This is a genomic window from Achromobacter deleyi (genome assembly GCF_013116765.2).
Taxonomy (GTDB): Bacteria; Pseudomonadota; Gammaproteobacteria; order Burkholderiales; family Burkholderiaceae_B; genus Achromobacter; species Achromobacter deleyi_A.
On the sequence record NZ_CP074375.1, the window covers coordinates 2,992,083 to 3,009,624 of the forward strand.

General features: G+C 63.4%; 22 protein-coding genes. 11 read left to right on the forward strand and 11 right to left on the reverse strand.

The features are described from left to right. Positions 1-148: 148 nt before the first annotated feature. Entirely contained in the window at positions 149-826 is a 678-nt protein-coding gene (locus HLG70_RS13365) for a hypothetical protein (RefSeq protein WP_171663219.1), read from the reverse strand. Positions 827-877: 51 nt separating this feature from the next. Here HLG70_RS13365 and HLG70_RS13370 point away from each other — a divergent pair, with 51 nt between their 5' ends. The 5 genes from HLG70_RS13370 (at position 878) to HLG70_RS13390 (ending at position 3,408) form a co-directional block, all read left to right on the forward strand. After that, a complete protein-coding gene (locus tag HLG70_RS13370; protein WP_171663220.1) occupies positions 878-1,288 on the forward strand; it encodes a ParB/Srx family N-terminal domain-containing protein in 411 nt (136 codons plus the stop codon). A gap of 15 nt (positions 1,289-1,303) precedes the next feature. Then, the gene (locus HLG70_RS13375; RefSeq protein ID WP_171663221.1) at positions 1,304-1,720 is read left to right on the forward strand and encodes a hypothetical protein; all 417 of its coding nucleotides are present in this window, start codon (positions 1,304-1,306) and stop codon (positions 1,718-1,720) included. A gap of 265 nt (positions 1,721-1,985) precedes the next feature. Next, positions 1,986-2,207: a hypothetical protein gene (locus HLG70_RS13380; protein ID WP_171663222.1), complete on the forward strand. Its 222-nt coding sequence runs from the start codon at positions 1,986-1,988 to the stop codon at positions 2,205-2,207. Further along, entirely contained in the window at positions 2,204-2,362 is a 159-nt protein-coding gene (locus HLG70_RS13385) for a hypothetical protein (RefSeq protein ID WP_171663223.1), read from the forward strand. Before HLG70_RS13380 ends, HLG70_RS13385 begins: the two co-directional genes overlap by 4 nt. Further along, the gene (locus HLG70_RS13390) at positions 2,359-3,408 is read left to right on the forward strand and encodes a tyrosine-type recombinase/integrase (RefSeq protein ID WP_234103091.1); all 1,050 of its coding nucleotides are present in this window, start codon (positions 2,359-2,361) and stop codon (positions 3,406-3,408) included. The genes HLG70_RS13385 and HLG70_RS13390 overlap by 4 nt, the downstream gene beginning before the upstream one ends. Positions 3,409-3,726: 318 nt before the next feature. Here HLG70_RS13390 and HLG70_RS13395 read toward each other — a convergent pair whose 3' ends face one another. The 3 genes from HLG70_RS13395 to HLG70_RS13405 form a co-directional block, all read right to left on the reverse strand. Further along, a complete protein-coding gene (locus tag HLG70_RS13395) occupies positions 3,727-4,638 on the reverse strand; it encodes a hypothetical protein (RefSeq protein WP_171663224.1) in 912 nt (303 codons plus the stop codon). Positions 4,639-4,829: 191 nt separating this feature from the next. Continuing rightward, positions 4,830-5,009: a hypothetical protein gene (locus HLG70_RS13400; RefSeq protein WP_171663225.1), complete on the reverse strand. Its 180-nt coding sequence runs from the start codon at positions 5,007-5,009 to the stop codon at positions 4,830-4,832. 128 nt (positions 5,010-5,137) lie between these two features. Then, positions 5,138-5,389: a hypothetical protein gene (locus HLG70_RS13405; protein ID WP_171663226.1), complete on the reverse strand. Its 252-nt coding sequence runs from the start codon at positions 5,387-5,389 to the stop codon at positions 5,138-5,140. Between the two features lie 258 nt (positions 5,390-5,647). Between HLG70_RS13405 and HLG70_RS13410 the strand changes: the two genes are divergently transcribed. After that, positions 5,648-5,839, forward strand: coding sequence for a hypothetical protein (locus HLG70_RS13410; RefSeq protein WP_171663227.1), 192 nt, complete (start codon positions 5,648-5,650; stop codon positions 5,837-5,839). Positions 5,840-5,871: 32 nt separating this feature from the next. Here HLG70_RS13410 and yddG read toward each other — a convergent pair whose 3' ends face one another. Beyond that, on the reverse strand, positions 5,872-6,780 hold the full coding sequence (gene yddG, locus HLG70_RS13415; RefSeq protein WP_171663228.1) for an aromatic amino acid DMT transporter YddG: 909 nt from the start codon (positions 6,778-6,780) through the stop codon (positions 5,872-5,874). Between the two features lie 97 nt (positions 6,781-6,877). On the opposite strand from yddG, the gene HLG70_RS13420 reads away from it, so the two are divergent. Continuing rightward, positions 6,878-7,120: a 6-phosphofructokinase gene (locus HLG70_RS13420; protein WP_171663229.1), complete on the forward strand. Its 243-nt coding sequence runs from the start codon at positions 6,878-6,880 to the stop codon at positions 7,118-7,120. Positions 7,121-7,147: 27 nt separating this feature from the next. On the opposite strand, the gene HLG70_RS13425 is transcribed toward HLG70_RS13420, so the two are convergent. Further along, positions 7,148-8,722: a sensor domain-containing diguanylate cyclase gene (locus HLG70_RS13425; RefSeq protein ID WP_171663230.1), complete on the reverse strand. Its 1,575-nt coding sequence runs from the start codon at positions 8,720-8,722 to the stop codon at positions 7,148-7,150. A 309-nt stretch (positions 8,723-9,031) separates the two neighbouring features. On the opposite strand from HLG70_RS13425, the gene HLG70_RS13430 reads away from it, so the two are divergent. Then, complete coding sequence (locus HLG70_RS13430) at positions 9,032-10,855, forward strand: DUF4153 domain-containing protein (RefSeq protein WP_171663231.1); 1,824 nt, start codon at positions 9,032-9,034, stop codon at positions 10,853-10,855. Positions 10,856-10,899: 44 nt separating this feature from the next. Here the strand turns inward: HLG70_RS13430 and HLG70_RS13435 are convergent, their stop codons facing one another. The 3 genes from HLG70_RS13435 to HLG70_RS13445 form a co-directional block, all read right to left on the reverse strand. Then, complete coding sequence (locus HLG70_RS13435; protein ID WP_171663232.1) at positions 10,900-11,121, reverse strand: hypothetical protein; 222 nt, start codon at positions 11,119-11,121, stop codon at positions 10,900-10,902. Between the two features lie 132 nt (positions 11,122-11,253). Beyond that, on the reverse strand, positions 11,254-12,345 hold the full coding sequence (locus HLG70_RS13440) for an AI-2E family transporter (protein ID WP_171663233.1): 1,092 nt from the start codon (positions 12,343-12,345) through the stop codon (positions 11,254-11,256). A gap of 82 nt (positions 12,346-12,427) precedes the next feature. Beyond that, positions 12,428-13,141, reverse strand: a complete 714-nt coding sequence (locus tag HLG70_RS13445) for a DUF3053 family protein (protein ID WP_171663234.1) — start codon at positions 13,139-13,141, stop codon at positions 12,428-12,430. Between the two features lie 299 nt (positions 13,142-13,440). Here HLG70_RS13445 and HLG70_RS13450 point away from each other — a divergent pair, with 299 nt between their 5' ends. The 3 genes from HLG70_RS13450 (at position 13,441) to HLG70_RS13460 (ending at position 15,554) form a co-directional block, all read left to right on the forward strand. After that, positions 13,441-13,800 (forward strand): hypothetical protein, encoded by a 360-nt coding sequence (locus tag HLG70_RS13450; protein ID WP_171663235.1) that lies wholly within the window; start codon positions 13,441-13,443, stop codon positions 13,798-13,800. A 692-nt stretch (positions 13,801-14,492) separates the two neighbouring features. Then, complete coding sequence (locus HLG70_RS13455) at positions 14,493-14,774, forward strand: hypothetical protein (protein WP_171663236.1); 282 nt, start codon at positions 14,493-14,495, stop codon at positions 14,772-14,774. A gap of 87 nt (positions 14,775-14,861) precedes the next feature. Beyond that, complete coding sequence (locus tag HLG70_RS13460) at positions 14,862-15,554, forward strand: cytochrome b/b6 domain-containing protein (protein WP_171663237.1); 693 nt, start codon at positions 14,862-14,864, stop codon at positions 15,552-15,554. A gap of 78 nt (positions 15,555-15,632) precedes the next feature. Here HLG70_RS13460 and HLG70_RS13465 read toward each other — a convergent pair whose 3' ends face one another. Both HLG70_RS13465 and purB read right to left on the reverse strand, forming a co-directional pair. Further along, positions 15,633-16,091: a c-type cytochrome gene (locus HLG70_RS13465; RefSeq protein ID WP_171663238.1), complete on the reverse strand. Its 459-nt coding sequence runs from the start codon at positions 16,089-16,091 to the stop codon at positions 15,633-15,635. 58 nt (positions 16,092-16,149) lie between these two features. Next, complete coding sequence (gene purB / locus HLG70_RS13470) at positions 16,150-17,526, reverse strand: adenylosuccinate lyase (RefSeq protein ID WP_171663239.1); 1,377 nt, start codon at positions 17,524-17,526, stop codon at positions 16,150-16,152. Positions 17,527-17,542: the final 16 nt, after the last annotated feature.

Sequence of the window (17,542 nt, forward strand, 5' to 3'; positions counted from 1 at the left end):
CCGAAGCAAGATGCCCTGCGGCCCGAAGAGTTGGCATTCATCCAAGCCGCCAAAGGCCGCCTGACCACGAAAGACCTGGGCGATTGCTACGGCGTTTCCCCGCAAACCATCAGGAACATATGGCGAAGCGGCCATGCACCGCCACCGATCATTCCGGATGGCGTGCCAAGACCACTGGGGAATTCACTCCATCATACCTATCGGTGAGTGCCCGGATGACCCCTAAGTCGCGGCTTGCGCGGTCTCGATACTGCACGACTCTGCTTGCTGAGCTCAGTACAAAAGTATCCACCTCCGCATCCATCGTCGGAGGTGCGTTCTGAATGTCTTCAAGAATGCGCACAACATGGGCCGTGCAATTGTTGATGTTGAGAATCTGCAGCCCGATATAGGCATGCGGCAACTGATGGACCGGAATACCGCTCAGAGCCGTAATGGCTACCTTGAGCGGCGCGATTCGATTCAGTGCGTAGGCAGCCATGTCATACGGGCTGATTTGATCGTTCAGCTGAGTCGCCGTCTTATCAAGCGTTATGAACAGTTGCTCAACGAGAACGGCGATCGCTTGAAGTTGCTCTATCCGCCCCTCTGCGACGGACTTACGTTCAGAGGCGCGTCGCTCTTCCTCGACGCGTTGCGCTTCTCGAACTTGCCCGCGCGCAATCCACCCTGCCCCAGCAATAGCGGCGACCGACCCAAAAGCCTGCATCCAGGCAGCCCAATCCGCTGATTCCTCCGGGTAGTGCAACGCAAAAGCAATGCACAGGCCGACCACCGCTATCGCCGTCAGCGCTTCACCGCATGAAACTTCCGGCCCCTTATCCATGATGCGCCTCCTTTGGCAGCGCATCGTATCCCAACCCCTTCAGGGTGTCACATGACCCATCCCCCTGCATCATTTAAGACGATGATCAAGGACGGCACGATTAAACGCGCCGACGCAATGAAAGTCCGCTATTCCCAAATCGTGGTTCAGGACGCGTTCAATCTGCGCGAACCGGACTCCGTGTCTGAAGCCGGTATCGAAGCGCTGACGAACTACATCATGGCCGGCGGGCCTCTGCCGCCGCTCGAAGTCGTCGCAATGCCGGACGGCTCCGGCGTTGAAATCGTAGACGGCCACAGGCGCCACGAAGCTTATAGTCGCGCCATTGCCCGCGGCGCACCCATTGAGTGGATTGCAGTTATTGGATTCACCGGCAATGAGGTCGAGCGGCAGGCGCGGATCTATACCAGCAGTGAAGGCGTAAAGCTGCGTCCCGTGGAGGCCGCCCGCAGCTTCAAGTGATTTCGGGGCATGGGTTTGGACAGCGACGAAATTGCCGCCCTCGTCCATTGCAGCCGGACTCGCGTTGAAAACGACCTTGTCCTGGCCGACGCCGAGCGCGACGTTCAAGATCTGGTGCGGTCCTGCAAGGTAGCCGCCGAGGTGGCAATTGAAGCCGTCCGCAAGCTGGGCGCCAGCGCTGGCGGCTTCCTCACCGGGAAAGTTGACCAAGCCAAGGCCGCCGGCAAAGCGAAAGTCACCGCCAGCACCATCCACGGCCGCGCCCTCCCCCGCAAGGTCGTTGCCCCGCTCGTTAGCAGCGCAGACAATCGACCGAAAGGGTGCCTGAAAGAAGAATGGCTATGCCCGATAACTGGCCACAAGGCGGCTCACTGCTACCACATCTCCCGCTGCGTCCACATCCAAATCCGCCCTGCGGGACTTGTCTGTTGAACGTGCATGCATCCCCGACAGTGTTTGCATTGAAAAACAGGGCCGCGCGAAAAGATCGCAAAGCTGAACGAATTCTGAAAATGTTTGCGCTCGACCAGGAACTCGTGCCGCATCCAACTAGCCGGCTTTCGGTCGAGGGTTTTGCAATAGCTGCATTTCATAAGAAGCTCTGTAGGACGCCTCAAAAAGCGTTAGGTTACCGGCCTATCGTAGCGGCCTCAATCGAGGCCACCGCGCAGTTCGGTTTGGGCGGATCGAGGTAGGCATGGAAAAACACATCGTCTGCTATAGCGGCGGTCATGCCATTCACAGCGACAACGGCGTGCCGGTCTATCTGGAAGAGATGGAGCCGACATTCGAAGCGATGCGCGCCGCCGGCATACCGGCAACCGAACACATCCCCCATCAACGATTCTGGGTTGGCGCCAAGAAGATCATCGAGATCCGTAGCGTCCAGCCCGAGCTACCTTGCGAGTGCGCAGCATGACCGCCCAGAACAACGCCGCCCAGGCGGCGGCCCAGATACTGACCCACCTTGGCTATGCCCAAGCCGTCAGCATGGAACCGGGCGCGGACTCCCGACGAGACCGCATCCTGTCGATCATCGAATCCGCCCTGCTGTCCAACCCTACAAGAACATGAACTTGCCGCCTCGGATGCGCTCGCGCAAACAGAAGAGCGGCAGGACCTATTACGATGCGGGCGGCCGCCCCCGTATTGAGATTCCACTTGGGCCTGATCCAGTCAACGCCGTCCGAAAGTGGACGGAGCTTGAGCGGCGAAACGTGCCCTCGTCCGCCCCCGTGGCGACCTTTCGCTATGCGGCCAAGCGCTACATCCGGGATGTTCTCCTGACCAAGGCTCCCCGGAGCCAGGCTGACAACCTGAAGGAATTTACCGTCCTGTATCGCTACTTTGATGACCCTCCCGCCCCCCTGGCAGATATCAAGCCGCAGCACATCAAGCTGTACATGACTTGGCGCGGAGATGAGGCGCGAAAGTTGAATGTATCCAAGAATAGAGAGGTTCCGCCGAACCCCGGACACGTGCGAGCGAATCGGGAGATCGCGCTATTCAGTCACGTTTTCAACTACGCAAGAGAGGTGGGGCTGACAGACGCCCCCAATCCTTGCGCCGGCGTCCGCAAGAACAAGGAGACAGGCCGGGATGTGTACGTAGAGGACGACGTGTTCCAGAGGGTCTGGAAAGCTGCTGACTCGCCTACCCAAGACGCCATGGACTTAGCATATCTGACCGGGCAGCGCCCTGCCGACACTCTCAAATTTGACGAGAGAGACGTTCGGGAGGGCATGCTGCATTTGGACCAAAACAAGACCGGAAAGAAGCTTCGCATCACCATTGAAGGTGATTTGGCGAAAGTGATAGCCAGAAACCGTGCCCGCAAGGCAGGGTATAAGGTCAGTTCCACCGCTTTGGTCGTCAATGAGTCGGGCCAGCGCCTGGGCTATGACGCGCTGCGGCAACGGTTCTATGCTGCGCGCGAGACTGCGGGCGTCCCAAAGGATGCCTTCCAATTCCGCGACCTGCGCACCAAGGCTGGGACGGATACGGCAGAATCGTCCGGCGACATCCGACAAGCCCAGCGCCAACTGGGCCACAAATCCATCGAGATGACAGAGCGTTACGTGCGCGAGCGAAAGGGCGATAAAGTCGGCCCTACCCGCTGAATTCCGCTCCACAACGGGCTATTGCCTCAAGCAAATATGCGGCTTCCGGCTGCGCATTTGTTGCCCAGTTGCGGAGCAGAATAACACCCCAAGCCTTTAATATCCCATGCCTTTGGCGTGAAATCATAATCCGCAGGTCCCCTGTTCGAATCAGGGATGCGCCACCAAGAATTTAGAAGGCCCTCACGCACGCGTGAGGGCCTTTTGCATTGCCGCGCTGATGACACAGTGCGATGCGCCGATGACATAGCCTGCGGCACGGCGCCCGGATACACCCTACTGCGAACGCCTTACTACGAGCGCCCAGCTACGTGCGCCCTACAGCCTGCGCAAGGTATCGCGGCGCTTGCCGCCCCAGGTTGCAGCCAGGCTCGCCACGAACGCGCCGATCAGCATGGAGGCAAATCCCCACAGGGCGAATGCGGCGGCGGCCTTTCTGGCCTTGTCGGCTGCTTCCTTGGCCTTTTGCTTGGCGTCTTCGGCCGCCTTCTTGGCATTCTGGATTGTCTGCTCGACGCGGCGCTGCGCCACGGCGGGATCCAGGCCGGTTTGAGCGGCAACCACCTTCACGACGTAGTCGCGGTCTTCCGACGTCATGTCGCCTCGCGCCAGGCTCATTGCCACAATGCTGCCCACTTCCGCGCGCGCCGCGTCGCGGTCGCCGCTGGCATCAGGCCGCTCCGAGCGCAGCAAGGTGTCGGTGAGGTAGTCGGTTGCCCGCTCCATACCGCCGCCGCTTGCGCCCGCGGCAGCGGCCGCCGTCACCGCTGTGCCCGCGCCCGCGGCTACCGATGCGCCAGCCTTCGCCACGCCCGAGGCCACGGATGCGATCGCAGAACCCAGCAGCGCCGCGCTGACCACCGCACTCAGGGCCCACACCAGAAATCCGTGCGCCGTATCGCGGAAGTAGATTTCATCCGAATGCACATCCACCCATTTGGTCCGCAGCCTTCCGGCCACGTAGCCGCCAATGCCATAAGCGACGATCTGGGTGAAGAACGTCCAGCCGATGATGCTGATGCCGACCGCCGGGGCAGACATGCCTTCATCACCCCATGGCGATACCGACAGAAAACCCAAACCCGTGCCGCCGGCAAACAGCGCGAGGGACAGCGCGGCGGCAATCACCGCGCCGGCAAACACCGCAGCCCACGACACAGCGGAAATCGCGGATTCGTGCTGAGGCACGCCGCTGTTGTAGGGCTGGCTCAATGACGATGAATTTTCCATGATCAATCCTTATCCATTGTTTTTCGCCGCCGCGCGAACGCGGCGCCAAAGCGGGAACGACGTCAGTGCCAGAACAGCGCCAGCAGGATGATGATAGGAATGGGTACGCCAAGCAGCCACAGCAGAATGGAGCGCATGGAAACCTCCTTGGATGTGTTTGTGTTTGTCGGCCGACGCGCGGTACCCCGCGCTCAGGCCAGGTCGATCGTGCCCGGCGAACGCGGGTCGGGCGGGGGAAAAGTCGGGTCGATCAAATCGGGGTTGTCGGTCGGGCGATCCGGATCGGGCTGCGGGTCATCCTGCGGCACATTGCCGGGAAGCGCGGGATCATCGGGCGGCACGCCCGGCTCTCTATGCGGGGACTGGGGCATGATGTCTTCTCCTCAAGCGGCGCCGAACGCGCCTTGCCCTCCCTCAGCAAATCGCGTGCCCGCCAGCCCCTGAATGCAAACAAGCCCTCGAACGAGGGCTTGCCGAGGCACCGCGAAAAGGCCGCCAGTCAGGACTTGAGTCTGCCGCCCGGCGGCAAGCCCTGGCCTTCCTGGCCATCCGCGCCCAGGAATTCCACCACGGCAGCCTTGCCTGCGGTCGAGGCCTCGTCCATGCTGCCGTAGCGCTTTTCCGAGTAATTGGTGCTGCGCACATTGCCGGATTCGGGATCAAGCAAGGTGATGATCCACGCAAATGCGCCGGGCGACAGTTGCCGGACCTGCAGGGTGGCACGCGTGCCGGGGCGCAATCTTTGCGGCATCTTGCGGCCTCATGGGTGTTTTGATGCTGCCATCGTAGCGCAAACTCATGGTCCGCAGGCGCGGCCTTGCACCACGGAAAATGCTGCGCGTGCACATCAATTTCATGCTGCATGCCGCGCGGCAAATACGCCACAAAGCCCTCGGCCCGCCAGGAAAACCCTAGGGCGCAGCCCTGCAATACAGGCGCACAATCAATACAAACATCTAGACCGCTCAGCGGCGCCGCATCCCTTTAATCAGGCGAGGACGGAGACAACATGACTTATGTAGCAGTGGTTATCAGCTGTTTGATGGTTGTGGGTATCGTCGCGTTGGTGATTCAGACTATTCAAAGCGCGGGGCCCGAGCCCTGGCTGAAAATATCCGCGGCGATTGTGAGCTCCACCTTTGCGTCGCTCTTGTTGATTCCCCTGGGATACGCCGTCGCCCAGACCATGCTCATCGAGTAATTCCCACCTTTTGCTTTGGCCCCGCCTTGGGACTATCCGTCCCGGGCGGGTCTGCCGCGCGTGGCTGCCCAGCACAACAGCGAGCCGGCGGTGACCATGGCCACCCCCTGCCAGAACGACATGGTCAGCGGGGTCGACAGCCATACCGCGGCAAAGAAGGTGGAAAATACCGGCGTGAAGTAAGACGCAGTGGCCAGCAGGGTCAGGTTTCCCCGCAATATCCCCACGTTCCAGAATGCATAGCCGGCCGCCATGGCGCCACCGGTCACGCACAATTCGAGCGTGGCAGGCGCGGCGAATGCCAGCGCGGGTTCGGCGCTCAGGAAATACTTGATCCACAAGACCGCGGCGGTCAGCATGAAAAACAGGGCGACGCCATTCTTGCCGTCGGCAAAGCGCTTCGTCACGTTGCAATAAACGGCCCAGATAATGGCGCCGCTGAAAGCCAGTCCATAACTGAGGGGATTACTCAAGACGTTGGCCGTGGTGCGCTCGATGGAAAGCCCGCCCGGCCCGCCCACCACCCACACAATGCCGCACACCGACAACAGGATTCCCGGCACCACCATTACGCCCGCCCGCTGGCCGTTGATGACCATGGCAAGAATTACCGTAAAGCACGGCCACAGATAGTTGACGATACCCAGTTCGATGGCTTGCCCGCGATTCGCGGCGAATCCCAGCGACAGCGACAGGCAGATTTCATAGGCGACAAACAGGATGCTGCCCACGATAAGGTAGGAACGGGGAAAACTCCGCAGCTTCGGAAAGCCCAGCAACAACACCAGGAATAGCGAACCCACCGTATAGATCAGGGCGGCGCCGCCGATGGGGCCGAAGTTCTCGCTGACGCCGCGGATCAGGCCGACGACCGTGCCCCATAGCAATATCGCCAGCAAGCCTAAGGTGGTGGCCGTATTCCGGCCTGAAGTGAATTGCATTACCGTTTCCGATTACCCGCCAGCCGCGCCGCATGACCTGGACGGACCCGGCGCCAAGGCAGGAAGTTTAGCGAAAACCCAAGGGAGAAAAAGCCGCATGGCCATTTCAATACGCAGGTTGAGCGACGTACTGGCAAGCACGGAGTCGGGTCGGCTCTATCGGATAGAAGTGTTCTTGCAGGGGGATGATCCAGGCCGCGCCGTGCCCCCGCCCGTCGACACGCGCTACATCCTCAGGACCACTGAGGGAGAACGCGTGATTCCCCTGGACGACAAGCGCTACCGCCTGAATTCGGGCGAGGTCCTGACGGCCCTGTCGCCTCCGCGCCAGGAAACCTGAGAGCGCGCACCAACGCAAGCGGCGGGTTCACTGATCCAGCACCACTCTCCGCTTGCCCTGCCCCTTGGCCTTGTACAGCGCCACATCGGCGCGCTCAAGCAATTGCAGCATGGTGATGCCGGACTTCGGAAAAACCGCAATGCCCACGCTCGCCGACACGGCGACGCGGATATTGGGATACGGCAGCGACAGGCTCTCGACCAGGGCCTCGGCGACTTGCCGCGCATTTTCCCGATTGGCCCCCATCAACAACACCGCGAATTCGTCGCCGCCCAGCCTCGCAGCCACGTCGGACACCCTGATCGCCCGCGCCATCCGCTCGGCGGCTTCCTTCAGCACGGTGTCGCCCGCGGCGTGACCGTGCATGTCATTGACGGCCTTGAAGCCATCCAGGTCGATCGCCAGGATCGAGAATTCATTGCCGCTGCGCTGCGCCACGGCCAGTTCTCGCAAGACGAGCTCGCCAAACAGAACCCGATTGCACAGGCCGGTCAGAGGATCGTAGTGCGCCAGGTGCTGCGCGCGCGCCAGCATGCGGGAAGCCTGCAGCATGGCGGCTCCCACTTCCTGGGCTTCCTTGATCCTCGTGGCCGGCAATTCAACCGTGCGCCCTTCACCCAGCGCCAGCGCAGGCGCAACCAGCCCCTGCACCGCCGAGGTCAGCCGGCTCGCCAGCCTCAGCGCCAGCCCCAGGCCCAGCCCGAAAGCGAACAGCGTGCCCAGGCCGATCCAGGCAATGGACCGGTAGAGATCCGACGTCAGCAGATTCATCGGCGCGCCGGCGGCGACCGTCCACCCCGACAGTGCCGACCGGCTGAACGCGGTGTAGACGGGAGTGCCTTCCTTGGTAATGGTTTCCAGCGATCCTTCGCCTTCCTGCTGCACGGCGCGGGCCAGCGCGGGCACTGCCTTCTGCCCCACGAACCTCGAGGTGTCCCGGGTTCGCGCAAGGATGGTTCCGGAGTTGTCCAGCACGGCGGCCACCCAGCCCTCGGGCAAGGCGCGCCGGCCCAGCACGTTGCCGATGCGCTCGGGTGACAGCCCCACATTCAAGCTGTAGACCACTTCATTGCCGCGCACCACGGGCACGCCCAACGCGAGAGTGGGGTCGCGGCTGACGCCGCCGGAGAACAAGCCCGTCAACACCGGCATGCGCGACTGAAAAACGCGGATCAGCTCGTCGGGCGCGCCGCTGGCCGGCAACGCGGTGCCGTAAGGCACCTGCGTGTTGATGATTTGTCGCCCATCCTTGCTGGTCAGGACATAGCTGTCCACGATCTGGAACCGCACCGCTTCGCGCGCCCGCTGGTGAAAGCCGGCCAGGTCTCCGCCGATGAGGTCAGGGGACGAGGCCAGCATCTGCAGCCCGGCCTCGACGCCGGTCAGCTCGCGGTCCAGGATGGCGGTGAGATTGCGCGCCAGGAAAATCGTGTCGCGAAATATCCGTTCCTTCTGGATGACGTAGCTTTCGTAGACCGCCACGGACGCCACGATCAGCGCGGGCGATATACAGGCAAAGACCAGGGCCAGCAGGCCGGTCCGCATGGAATACCGGTGCTGGAGCCGCGGACGCTCGCCAGCGAGACTCTCGCTGTCAGCCATGGCTCGGTTCGCCCCACAAGGCCCGCGCAGCGCGGACATCCCACCAAAACAACACCCCTGGCCTCATGCGCCTCCCGATACGTCCTTCCCGGTCTTCGGCCTGGGAATGGATGAAATTCAGAAATTATTGCAGAACCCCGCAATCGCACAATTCGCGCTCAAAAAGGCGCAGCCCGGGCCGCCTGTTTGATGTGTTGAAACCACTGCGACCCCAATTTACTCCCAAACGGATCGACAGGCGATGATTTCGCGGCCCCCCCGGTCCCGCGCCCGTCCGGGGCTAGGCGGCATGTTGCTACTATCCCGGCCATGAATACGTCGCCCGGCAAGCCCCCTCTCCCCCGCCAACTCCAAGCGGCCGACAAGGCCGTGCTGACCCATGGCGCCATCGCCGCCGCATCAGGCCTGATCCTGTACTTTCTGGTGATATGGCGCCTTTGGCCGTCCGGCAACCTGTACGCCCTGACTTTTTGGCTGCAATTCGCGTGGCTTCCCACGCTGGCGGGCGCCATGCTGGCGGGCATGCGCAGCGGCAGGCGCTGGCTCGTCGCAGCGGTCGCGTACGGGCTGGTCCTGCCCGCCTTGTCCGCCTACGGGCTGGGCCTGGGCGGGGAAGTGCCGCCGCATGAAGCGAACGGCCTGCCCAACCGCACGGACCTGTTCTGCACCCTGCTCATGACTAGCGTCGCGGCCTTTCTCATACTGCCGCTGATCCAGGCGCTGGACTTCGGAAAGCCCCAATGGAGCTATCCCGCGATATTTCGCGCCGCATGGCGCAACACCGTGCATCTGGGGATGGCCGGCAGCCTGACGCTGGCGGTCTGCCTGTTGCTGTGGGCGGCCGGCGCAATGTTCCGCATGATCGGCATCCCCATCGTGCAGTATGTCGTCACCGCCCCGCCCTTCCAGATCGCGCTATGGCCGATGATCCTGGCCGCAAGCCTGGTGGGCGTGCGGCGGCGCCCGCAGCTGGCGGAGATGCTGCAGCGGTCCTGGCTCACGCTCAACGCCTGGCTGCTGCCGCTGGTGACCCTGGTCGGCGTCGCCTTTACGATCGCGCTGGCCGCCCGGCTGACGCTGGACCTGCAGGCCGTCACGCTCTCGGCTGGCGGCCTCATCGCGTTCTCGCTGCTGTGGATCAAGCTGATCAATGCCGCCTGGCAGGACGGCGACGAATCGGCGCCGTTCGGACCGCGGCTGCGCCGGCTGTTGCGTTGGGGCATGCTTTGCCTGCTGCCCTTGGCGGCCGTCGCGGCGTATGGCGTCGCCGTGCGCATCGAGCAGTACGGCTGGACGATCAGCCGGGCCTGGGCGGCCTACGCCAGTGTGCTCACCGGCCTGTACGGCCTGGGTTATGCCTGGGCCGCGCTACGCCCCAAGCGTTACTACGCCACGCTGGCGGCGACCAATCTGATGGCCGCCGGCGCCATGCTGGCGCTGCTTGCGGCAATCGCCCTGTCATGGGCAAGCCCGCAGCGGATTGCCGCGCAGAGCCAGATGGCGCGTTTGATGGATGGCCGCGTCCAGCCCGACAGCTTCCGTTATATCGACATGAAAGACAGCCACGGCCAATGGGGTCGGGCCGTGCTGCAACGGTTGGCCGACGGCGCCGCCAACAGTCAGGATCCGAGGATCGCCCTGGCCGCCGCGGACGCCCTCATCCACCATCGCTACTACTCCTGGGACACCCGCGCCAAGCTCCCGTTGACGCAGGAAGTCCCGGCGTTCACGGTCTACCCGGACGGCCATGACGTGCCGCAGGCCTGGTGGACGTACGTCGTCGAGACCAGCCCGGACCTCGCCAAAGACTGCCTGCCTCGATCCGCGCCGGACAGTGCGCCCGCCGCGCTCTGCCAGCTGATCTTTGCCGATATCTCCGGCGACGGGCAGGACGACATCGTCCTGCATGCGCCCCCTGCCCCGGATGGCCAATGGACTCACTTCGGATTCTTCGCCTACAGCGCCGAACCGTCCGGAACCTGGCGCCTGCTGGGCCGCCTGCAGCACGAATCCGGTGCATACGATTCGGCGAAAGCGGACGTCGAGGCAGCCATAAGGCAGGGCCTCATCAGCGCGGTGCCCCCGGTAAGCCGCGACCTGATCATCGGCGATAGCCGGCTGCGCCTGCAGTGATGCGAAAAAGGGCGGGCGAATGATCTCCGCCCACCCCTTTTTCGCTACTGGTCTTCCAGGTCCGGCGTGCCCGTGAACTGGCTCTTGAGCAAGGTCAGCGCTCCTTTCTCCGCCAAGGCCTCGTTCGGAAACACATGCCTGGTGTCTTCAAGAATCGGAAATCCGAAGACCCGGACGCGGGTGTGATAGCCCTCGGGGGTCTCGGCGAACTCGATGTCGAAGTTGCGTTCTTCGATCCAGCCCGATCGGTGCAGTTTCCATTCCATATGCAACGCGCTCCTGATTAGCGAAGTTGACACGAAAGGCCAGCCCCCGAAGGGGCCGACGCTGCTACACCATACACCGGTCCAGACACATGCGGACGACTTGTCTGCGGCCGCATGCCCACACGTGTAATGCTATTTGCCGTCGGGCTCGCTGTCCTCGGCATGGGCGACCGGCACACCGGACGCGGGCGAGAACAAATCCCAGCTTGCCATGAACAGGGCGGCGATCAGCGGGCCGATCACGAAACCATTCAAGCCGAACAAGGCCATGCCGCCCAGCGTGGAGATCAGCACCACGTAGTCCGGCATCTTGGTGTCCTTGCCCACCAGGATGGGGCGCAGAACGTTGTCGACCATGCCAATGACCAGCACCCCGAACGCGATCAGCGCAACGCCCTTGATCGTGGCGCCCGTCAACAGGAAGTAGATCGCCACGGGCGCCCAGATCAGGCCTGCGCCGATTGCGGGCAGCAGTGAAAGAAAGCCCATGATCACGCCCCACAGCAGCGCGCCCTGGATCGACAGGATCGAAAAGATGATGCCGCCCAGCGCGCCCTGCGCCGCGGCCACCGCGACGTTGCCCTTGACGGTGGCGCGCACGACGGTGGTGAATTTGCGGAACAGATGCTGCTTGTGAGTGTCGCTCAGGGGCATCGCGCGCTTCAGGCGGGCCGATAGCTGCGGCCCGTCCCGCAACAGGAAGAACAACAGATACAGCATGATGCCAAAGCCGATCACGAACTGGAACGTGTCCTGTCCGATGCTCAGGGCCTGCGTGGCCAGGAACTGGCTTGCCTGCATGGCACCCGCGCTGAGCTTTTCCTGCAAGCTGGGAATGTCGGCCAGATCGAAGCGCGCCAGCATGTCATGCACCGACGGCGGCAAAGCCGCCATGGCTTGCTGGAAATAGGCGCCGAAGTTGATCTGCCCGGACTTGATGCTTTGATAAAGGTTGGCGCCTTCGCGCACCAGCGAGCCGCTGATCACGACCAGCGGCAGGATCACCAGCAGCAGCACCAGCAGCAGGGTGATCAGCGCGGCAAGATTGCGCCGCCCGCCGATGCGCGCCACCAGACGGCGCTGCAGGGGGGCGAAAAGGATGGCGAGGATGGTGCCCCAGAAAACGGCGCCATAGAAAGGCCACAACAACCAGCCGAACGCGATGGTGACCACCACCAGCAGGAGCAGAAAGGTTCTGTAGTGCACGCTGGAAGATTGGCTCATATTCCGTCCAAGGCTCGGCGAACGCCGCGAGAGCCGCATTGTACAAAGCGCCGCCGGCCGGCGCTGGACGCGCCCCGGAAGGTTATGGCGCGGGCGAGCCGCGGCCCGCGGCCCGCAGCAGGGTAGCGCGAGCCTCCTCGAGCCCTTCGGATTGCGCGTTCAGTCCCTGCAGCCGCAAATTCAATTCCTGCTGGATCGTTGGCGTCGCCACGCGCGCCTGCCCCTCCACCAGCAGAACGTCAGAGCCATGGGCCGCGACAAAGTCCGCCACGCCCAGGGCGTCGCGGGCGACCGAGTCCATTTTTGACGCGGCGTCCATCATCTCCGCGGCGGGAGCAGTCACCGCCTCGTCATACACGCCGTCATAGACGGGAGCCAGATCGGCTGGCAGCGTCAACGCGGCCCGGGCCTTGTCCGCCTTGGCACGGGCATCCTGGAGTTTTGCGGCGCTCTCCGCCAGGGTCTTGCGCGCGGCTTCGAACCCGGCCTTGCGCTCCACGATCTCGCTGACCGAGCGGATGGTCTCCATGGCCAGCACCTCGCGCAACGGCTGGGCCGCCTGCGCCAGGGCTTCCTGAAAATCGGTGATCACCTCATAGGCGTCGGCGTAATCGCCCACGGCCTCTTTTTCGGGCTTGCTGAGCGCGCCGATGGGCACCAGCGTGGCGCTGTTCATCCGGGCTTGCAGCAACTGTATGAACGCAACGCGCTCCTGAGGCTCTTTATTGACGCAGGCCGCCAGAAGCAGCATCGAAGCCATCGCCAAGCCCGTGACGCACGCGCGGAACAAGGTCATGCGCATCCTCCCTGCATGCAGGTTTGCTAAAAAACAGAACCCGCCCCACGGGGCGGGCGCCTTCCGGCAAATTATCCGGTAGCACGGCGCCACATCCGCCCGACGGGCGGATTTTGTTGCCATCGAAGCGAGTTGACACAGGGCGCGCCGGGTCATGGGGCCGAAGTATGCACCAGCGCCAGGACGATGCGGGGGAACCGGGGCTCATCCTCTAAAATATCGGTTTCGGCTGCTGGCGGCGGTCCGCCCCCGGCACTCCGCCACCGGCCCCGTCCGCAACATTGGCCTGCCCCCACGACATGACTCAGAACGCTTCCTCCCATTCCTGGGGCTTTGCCCATCCCGACTGCCGCGGCGCGGCCGCCTTGCTGTTTTTCATGGATGACCTTGCTCGGGTGGTCAACCAGTACCTGGGCAACGGCCAATTGTCTGACGAAGCCCTGGCAGATGCCCAAAAGGCCGTCGACGCGTTGCTGGACCGCTACGTGGAGATCCAGGCGGCGCCGGAAGCCTTCGACGGCGAACGCATCGCACTCGCCCTGGAAACCGTCACGCAGCCGGACGGCACGAACGGCGCCCAGGTGGCGCTGCGCATGTCGCCTCGCCTGGAAGGCCTGATCATCGAAGCCCAGCGCCAGGCCCGCCCTGCCACGCACTGATCACGCCGGCGCGGGGCCATGGCGGCCCCTCCCAAAAAACACTTGCCAAAACGACAAACCAGCGATAATATCGTTGGTTGAGATCTGAGCGCGCACCGCCTTATTTTGAAAATAAATGGTGCCGCATCAAGAACTTGGCAGTACAGTATTCCCCAGAGCCTGGCCGCAACTAGAGCAACACCGCAACAACACTGCGGCGCAACTGCGACCGTCAGGCCACCCGAAAGCCCCTTCGGAATTGCGAAGTACAACGCGAAAAACGCAATCCCGGGGCCTGATCTGGAAGAAATGGAATAAACGCCTTCACCAAGCCGCCAGTCCGGCTTGGCAAGAAGCAGCTACACATACCGCGGCAAAACGCCGCAATCGCCAGAGCTTGCCGCTCTGAGCAAACCCCAGGCCGCGAGAGCGCACGCGCAAGCACAAATCTTGCACGCGCACGCCACACGGCCTGAACCGATGCCGCCTCGGACTGAATGATGGCATCGCGCCGTCCACCCGTGCGCGCAAAAACATGAGAATGCGCAAAGAGACGGCGGCAGTAATGCGTTAGTGTCATGAAATTCCTGTCCAATTCAACCCGGCTGGACAAGGCAAGCAGCAAGGATGCGCGGCGTTGTTGGCGCCCCGATCTTGCGCAACATGGCACGGCGCAGCTTTTCAAATAACTAGAACTTAAGAGATCACACACCATGAATACTCGTTTCACTACCTCGGATCTGATCCGCCGTCCCGCTCACACCAAGCTGGACAACATGCCGATCCACATCGGCGACATCGTCTACCTGAAGCCGGCCAACGGCCCGGAAATCCGCGCAACGGTCATTTTCAACGCGCCCATCAACGGCACGACCACCTATACGACCGAAGTCGTGCCTTGCGGCGCGCCTGCGCAAAAGGCTCCCGGCCAGCGCATCCGCTTCCGCCACGAGCACGTGCATCGCATCGAACCGGTGCGCCGCGCCGCTCGCTGAGCTAGCTCAAATCCGCCGCGTTTCGTACGCGGCGGTTTTCTTTGTGCGTGATAAAGTCCCGGCAAACCCTGCCCTGGCGATATCAACATGCAGAACAATCGTCTCGCGGTCCGCATCTGGGACCTCCCCACCCGCATATTCCACTGGGCCCTCGTCGTCTGTATCGTCGGCGCGTTCGTCAGCGTGAAGCTCGGCGGGCTGTACATGGACTGGCACGTGCGCTTCGGCTGTACGGCGCTGGGCCTTATCCTCTTTCGCCTGCTGTGGGGCTTCTTCGGCCCGCGCTACGCCCGATTCGCGCACTTCGTGCGCGGCCCCTCGGCGGTAGCCCGCTACCTCAAGGGCGCGGCCGCCCCGGCCGGCCACAACCCGCTGGGCGCACTGTCGGTCATGGCCTTGCTGCTGGTCGTGGGGTTCCAGGCAGTCAGCGGCCTGTTCACGACCGACGACATCATGACGCAGGGCCCGCTGTTCGGGCGCGTCGGCGAAGACACCGCCAGCGCCATGACGGCCTGGCATAAGCTCAATGAATGGGTCATCCTCGGGCTGATCGCCCTGCATCTGCTGGCAGTGACTTGGTATGCCGTGGTGCGCCGCAAGCGCCTGGTGCGGGCCATCATCACCGGTAACGTCGACGCCAAGGACGTGCCTCCGGGCACGCCCCCCACGCAAGACGGGTTCGCCGTCTGGCTGCGCGCCGTGCTGCTGGGCGCTTGCGTGACTGGCCTGGTGCTATGGATACGGTCGCTGGAAGTCATGTCGGACATGTCTTTTTCCTGATCCCGCCCAATAAAAAAGCCCCTCTTCCGAGGGGCTTTTCCATTGGCGCCGGACGCCGTCCATGGACGGCTCCAGGCCTTACTTCTTCTTGCGGTAGGAGTCGTGGCAGGCCTTGCAGCTTGCGCCCACGTCGCCGAAGGCCGCGCGCAGCTTGTCCAGATCGCCGGCATCCGCGGCGGCCGACAGCTTGACGATGTTGTCCTGGAACGCCTGCTGCTTCTGCTTGAAGCCGGCGGCATCGCTCCAGATTTCCGGACGGGCGTCGCCGCCTTCCGTACCCGGACCGAAAGCTGCCCACGGCAATGCCGACAGCGTCTTCAACACCTCGACGTTGGCTTTGATCTGCGCAGCGTCATAGGGCGCCTGCCCCTTGACCACCGGCGCCATGCGCCCGAAATGCGAACCCATCAGCGACAGCGCCGACTGGCGATACTTGACCGCGTCTTCAGGCTTGGCGAATTGCGCGGAGGCGGACGTCGCCAGCAACGGCCCCACCGTCATACAGGCCAGCGCGACGAGCGTGGACAACTTCTTCATTGCATTCTCCCGTAGGTACAACGTGAAAGCCGCGCGCATGACGCGCGCGGCATGGCGACTATACCGCCCGGGCCAGCTCGGCAGCCAGCCCGATATACGAGCGCGGGGTCATCGCCAACAGGCGGGCCTTCGGCTCTTCAGGCAGCGCCAGGCCCTGGATGAATTCTCGCAGAGCCTCTTCGGTAATGCCCTTGCCGCGCGTCAAGGCTTTCAGTTGTTCATAGGGTTGCGGCAGGCCATAGCGGCGCATCACGGTCTGCACGGGCTCGGCCAGCACTTCCCAGCATGCGTCGATGTCGGCGTCGATGGCGGCCGCGTTCACCTCGAGCTTGCCCAGGCCACGCATGCAGGCATCCCAGGCCACCAGGCAATAGCCCAGGCCTACGCCCAGGTTGCGCAGAACGGTGGAATCGGTCAGGTCGCGCTGCCAGCGGGAGACGGGCAGCTTGTCGGCCAGGTGGCGCAGCACGGCGTTGGCCAGGCCCAGGTTGCCTTCGGAGTTTTCGAAGTCGATCGGGTTGACCTTGTGCGGCATGGTCGAGGAACCGACCTCGCCTTCCTTCAGGCGCTGCTTGAAGTAACCCAGCGCCACATAACCCCAGATGTCGCGGTCCAGATCCAGCACGATGATGTTCGCGCGCGTGATGGCATCGAACAGGGCCGCCATCCAGTCGTGCGGCTCGATCTGGATGGTGTGGCGGTTCTGGGTCAGGCCCAGGCCGGCCAGCACGCGCTGGCTGAAGGCGGGCCAGTCGATTTCGGGATAGGCGGACAGGTGGGCGTTGTAGTTGCCGGTCGCGCCATTGAGCTTGGCCAGGGGCTCGACCGCCTCGACGGCGGCGATGGCGCGGTTCAGGCGCGCGGCCACGTTGGCGAATTCCTTGCCCAGCGTCGTCGGGCTGGCGGGCTGGCCGTGAGTGCGCGACAGCATGGGCTGGTCAGCCTGGGCGACGGCCAGCTCATTCAGCTTGGCGGCGACCTCGCGCAGGCGCGGCACCACGACCTGGTCGCGGGCACGCGACAGCATCAGCGCGTGCGAGGTGTTGTTGATGTCCTCGGAGGTGCAGGCAAAGTGGATGAATTCGGCGGCGCGGGCCAGCTCGGCGTCATCGGCGACCTTTTCCTTCAGCCAGTATTCGACGGCCTTCACGTCATGGTTCGTGACGCGCTCGATGTCCTTGATCCGGCCGGCGTCCGCTTCGGAGAAATTCTGCACGAGCTGCCCCAGGCGCGCGCGGGCGCCCTCGGAGAACGCGGGCAGTTCCGGCAGGCCGGCGTCGGACAGGGCGACCAGCCAGGCCACCTCGACTTCGACGCGGTGCGCCATGAAGCCAGCCTCGGAGAGCAGACCGCGCAGCGCGTCGCCCCGGGAAGCGTATCGGCCATCCAATGGCGAAAGGGCATTAAGTTGGCTCAGCTGATCGGCGATTTGCATGGTCTGGGAGAGAAAA

What these genes read in the sequence shown, in the direction of transcription:
- HLG70_RS13365 (WP_171663219.1), bottom strand. Translation starts at nt 826, where the DNA reads ATGGATAAGGGGCCGGAAGTTTCATGCGGTGAAGCGCTGACGGCGATA.
- HLG70_RS13370 (WP_171663220.1), top strand. Translation starts at nt 878, where the DNA reads ATGACCCATCCCCCTGCATCATTTAAGACGATGATCAAGGACGGCACG.
- HLG70_RS13380 (WP_171663222.1), top strand. Translation starts at nt 1,986, where the DNA reads ATGGAAAAACACATCGTCTGCTATAGCGGCGGTCATGCCATTCACAGC.
- HLG70_RS13385 (WP_171663223.1), top strand. Translation starts at nt 2,204, where the DNA reads ATGACCGCCCAGAACAACGCCGCCCAGGCGGCGGCCCAGATACTGACC.
- HLG70_RS13390 (WP_234103091.1), top strand. Translation starts at nt 2,359, where the DNA reads ATGAACTTGCCGCCTCGGATGCGCTCGCGCAAACAGAAGAGCGGCAGG.
- HLG70_RS13395 (WP_171663224.1), bottom strand. Translation starts at nt 4,638, where the DNA reads ATGGAAAATTCATCGTCATTGAGCCAGCCCTACAACAGCGGCGTGCCT.
- HLG70_RS13400 (WP_171663225.1), bottom strand. Translation starts at nt 5,009, where the DNA reads ATGCCCCAGTCCCCGCATAGAGAGCCGGGCGTGCCGCCCGATGATCCC.
- HLG70_RS13405 (WP_171663226.1), bottom strand. Translation starts at nt 5,389, where the DNA reads ATGCCGCAAAGATTGCGCCCCGGCACGCGTGCCACCCTGCAGGTCCGG.
- HLG70_RS13410 (WP_171663227.1), top strand. Translation starts at nt 5,648, where the DNA reads ATGACTTATGTAGCAGTGGTTATCAGCTGTTTGATGGTTGTGGGTATC.
- yddG (WP_171663228.1), bottom strand. Translation starts at nt 6,780, where the DNA reads ATGCAATTCACTTCAGGCCGGAATACGGCCACCACCTTAGGCTTGCTG.
- HLG70_RS13420 (WP_171663229.1), top strand. Translation starts at nt 6,878, where the DNA reads ATGGCCATTTCAATACGCAGGTTGAGCGACGTACTGGCAAGCACGGAG.
- HLG70_RS13425 (WP_171663230.1), bottom strand. Translation starts at nt 8,722, where the DNA reads ATGGCTGACAGCGAGAGTCTCGCTGGCGAGCGTCCGCGGCTCCAGCAC.
- HLG70_RS13430 (WP_171663231.1), top strand. Translation starts at nt 9,032, where the DNA reads ATGAATACGTCGCCCGGCAAGCCCCCTCTCCCCCGCCAACTCCAAGCG.
- HLG70_RS13435 (WP_171663232.1), bottom strand. Translation starts at nt 11,121, where the DNA reads ATGGAATGGAAACTGCACCGATCGGGCTGGATCGAAGAACGCAACTTC.
- HLG70_RS13440 (WP_171663233.1), bottom strand. Translation starts at nt 12,345, where the DNA reads ATGAGCCAATCTTCCAGCGTGCACTACAGAACCTTTCTGCTCCTGCTG.
- HLG70_RS13445 (WP_171663234.1), bottom strand. Translation starts at nt 13,141, where the DNA reads ATGACCTTGTTCCGCGCGTGCGTCACGGGCTTGGCGATGGCTTCGATG.
- HLG70_RS13450 (WP_171663235.1), top strand. Translation starts at nt 13,441, where the DNA reads ATGACTCAGAACGCTTCCTCCCATTCCTGGGGCTTTGCCCATCCCGAC.
- HLG70_RS13455 (WP_171663236.1), top strand. Translation starts at nt 14,493, where the DNA reads ATGAATACTCGTTTCACTACCTCGGATCTGATCCGCCGTCCCGCTCAC.
- HLG70_RS13460 (WP_171663237.1), top strand. Translation starts at nt 14,862, where the DNA reads ATGCAGAACAATCGTCTCGCGGTCCGCATCTGGGACCTCCCCACCCGC.
- HLG70_RS13465 (WP_171663238.1), bottom strand. Translation starts at nt 16,091, where the DNA reads ATGAAGAAGTTGTCCACGCTCGTCGCGCTGGCCTGTATGACGGTGGGG.
- purB (WP_171663239.1), bottom strand. Translation starts at nt 17,526, where the DNA reads ATGCAAATCGCCGATCAGCTGAGCCAACTTAATGCCCTTTCGCCATTG.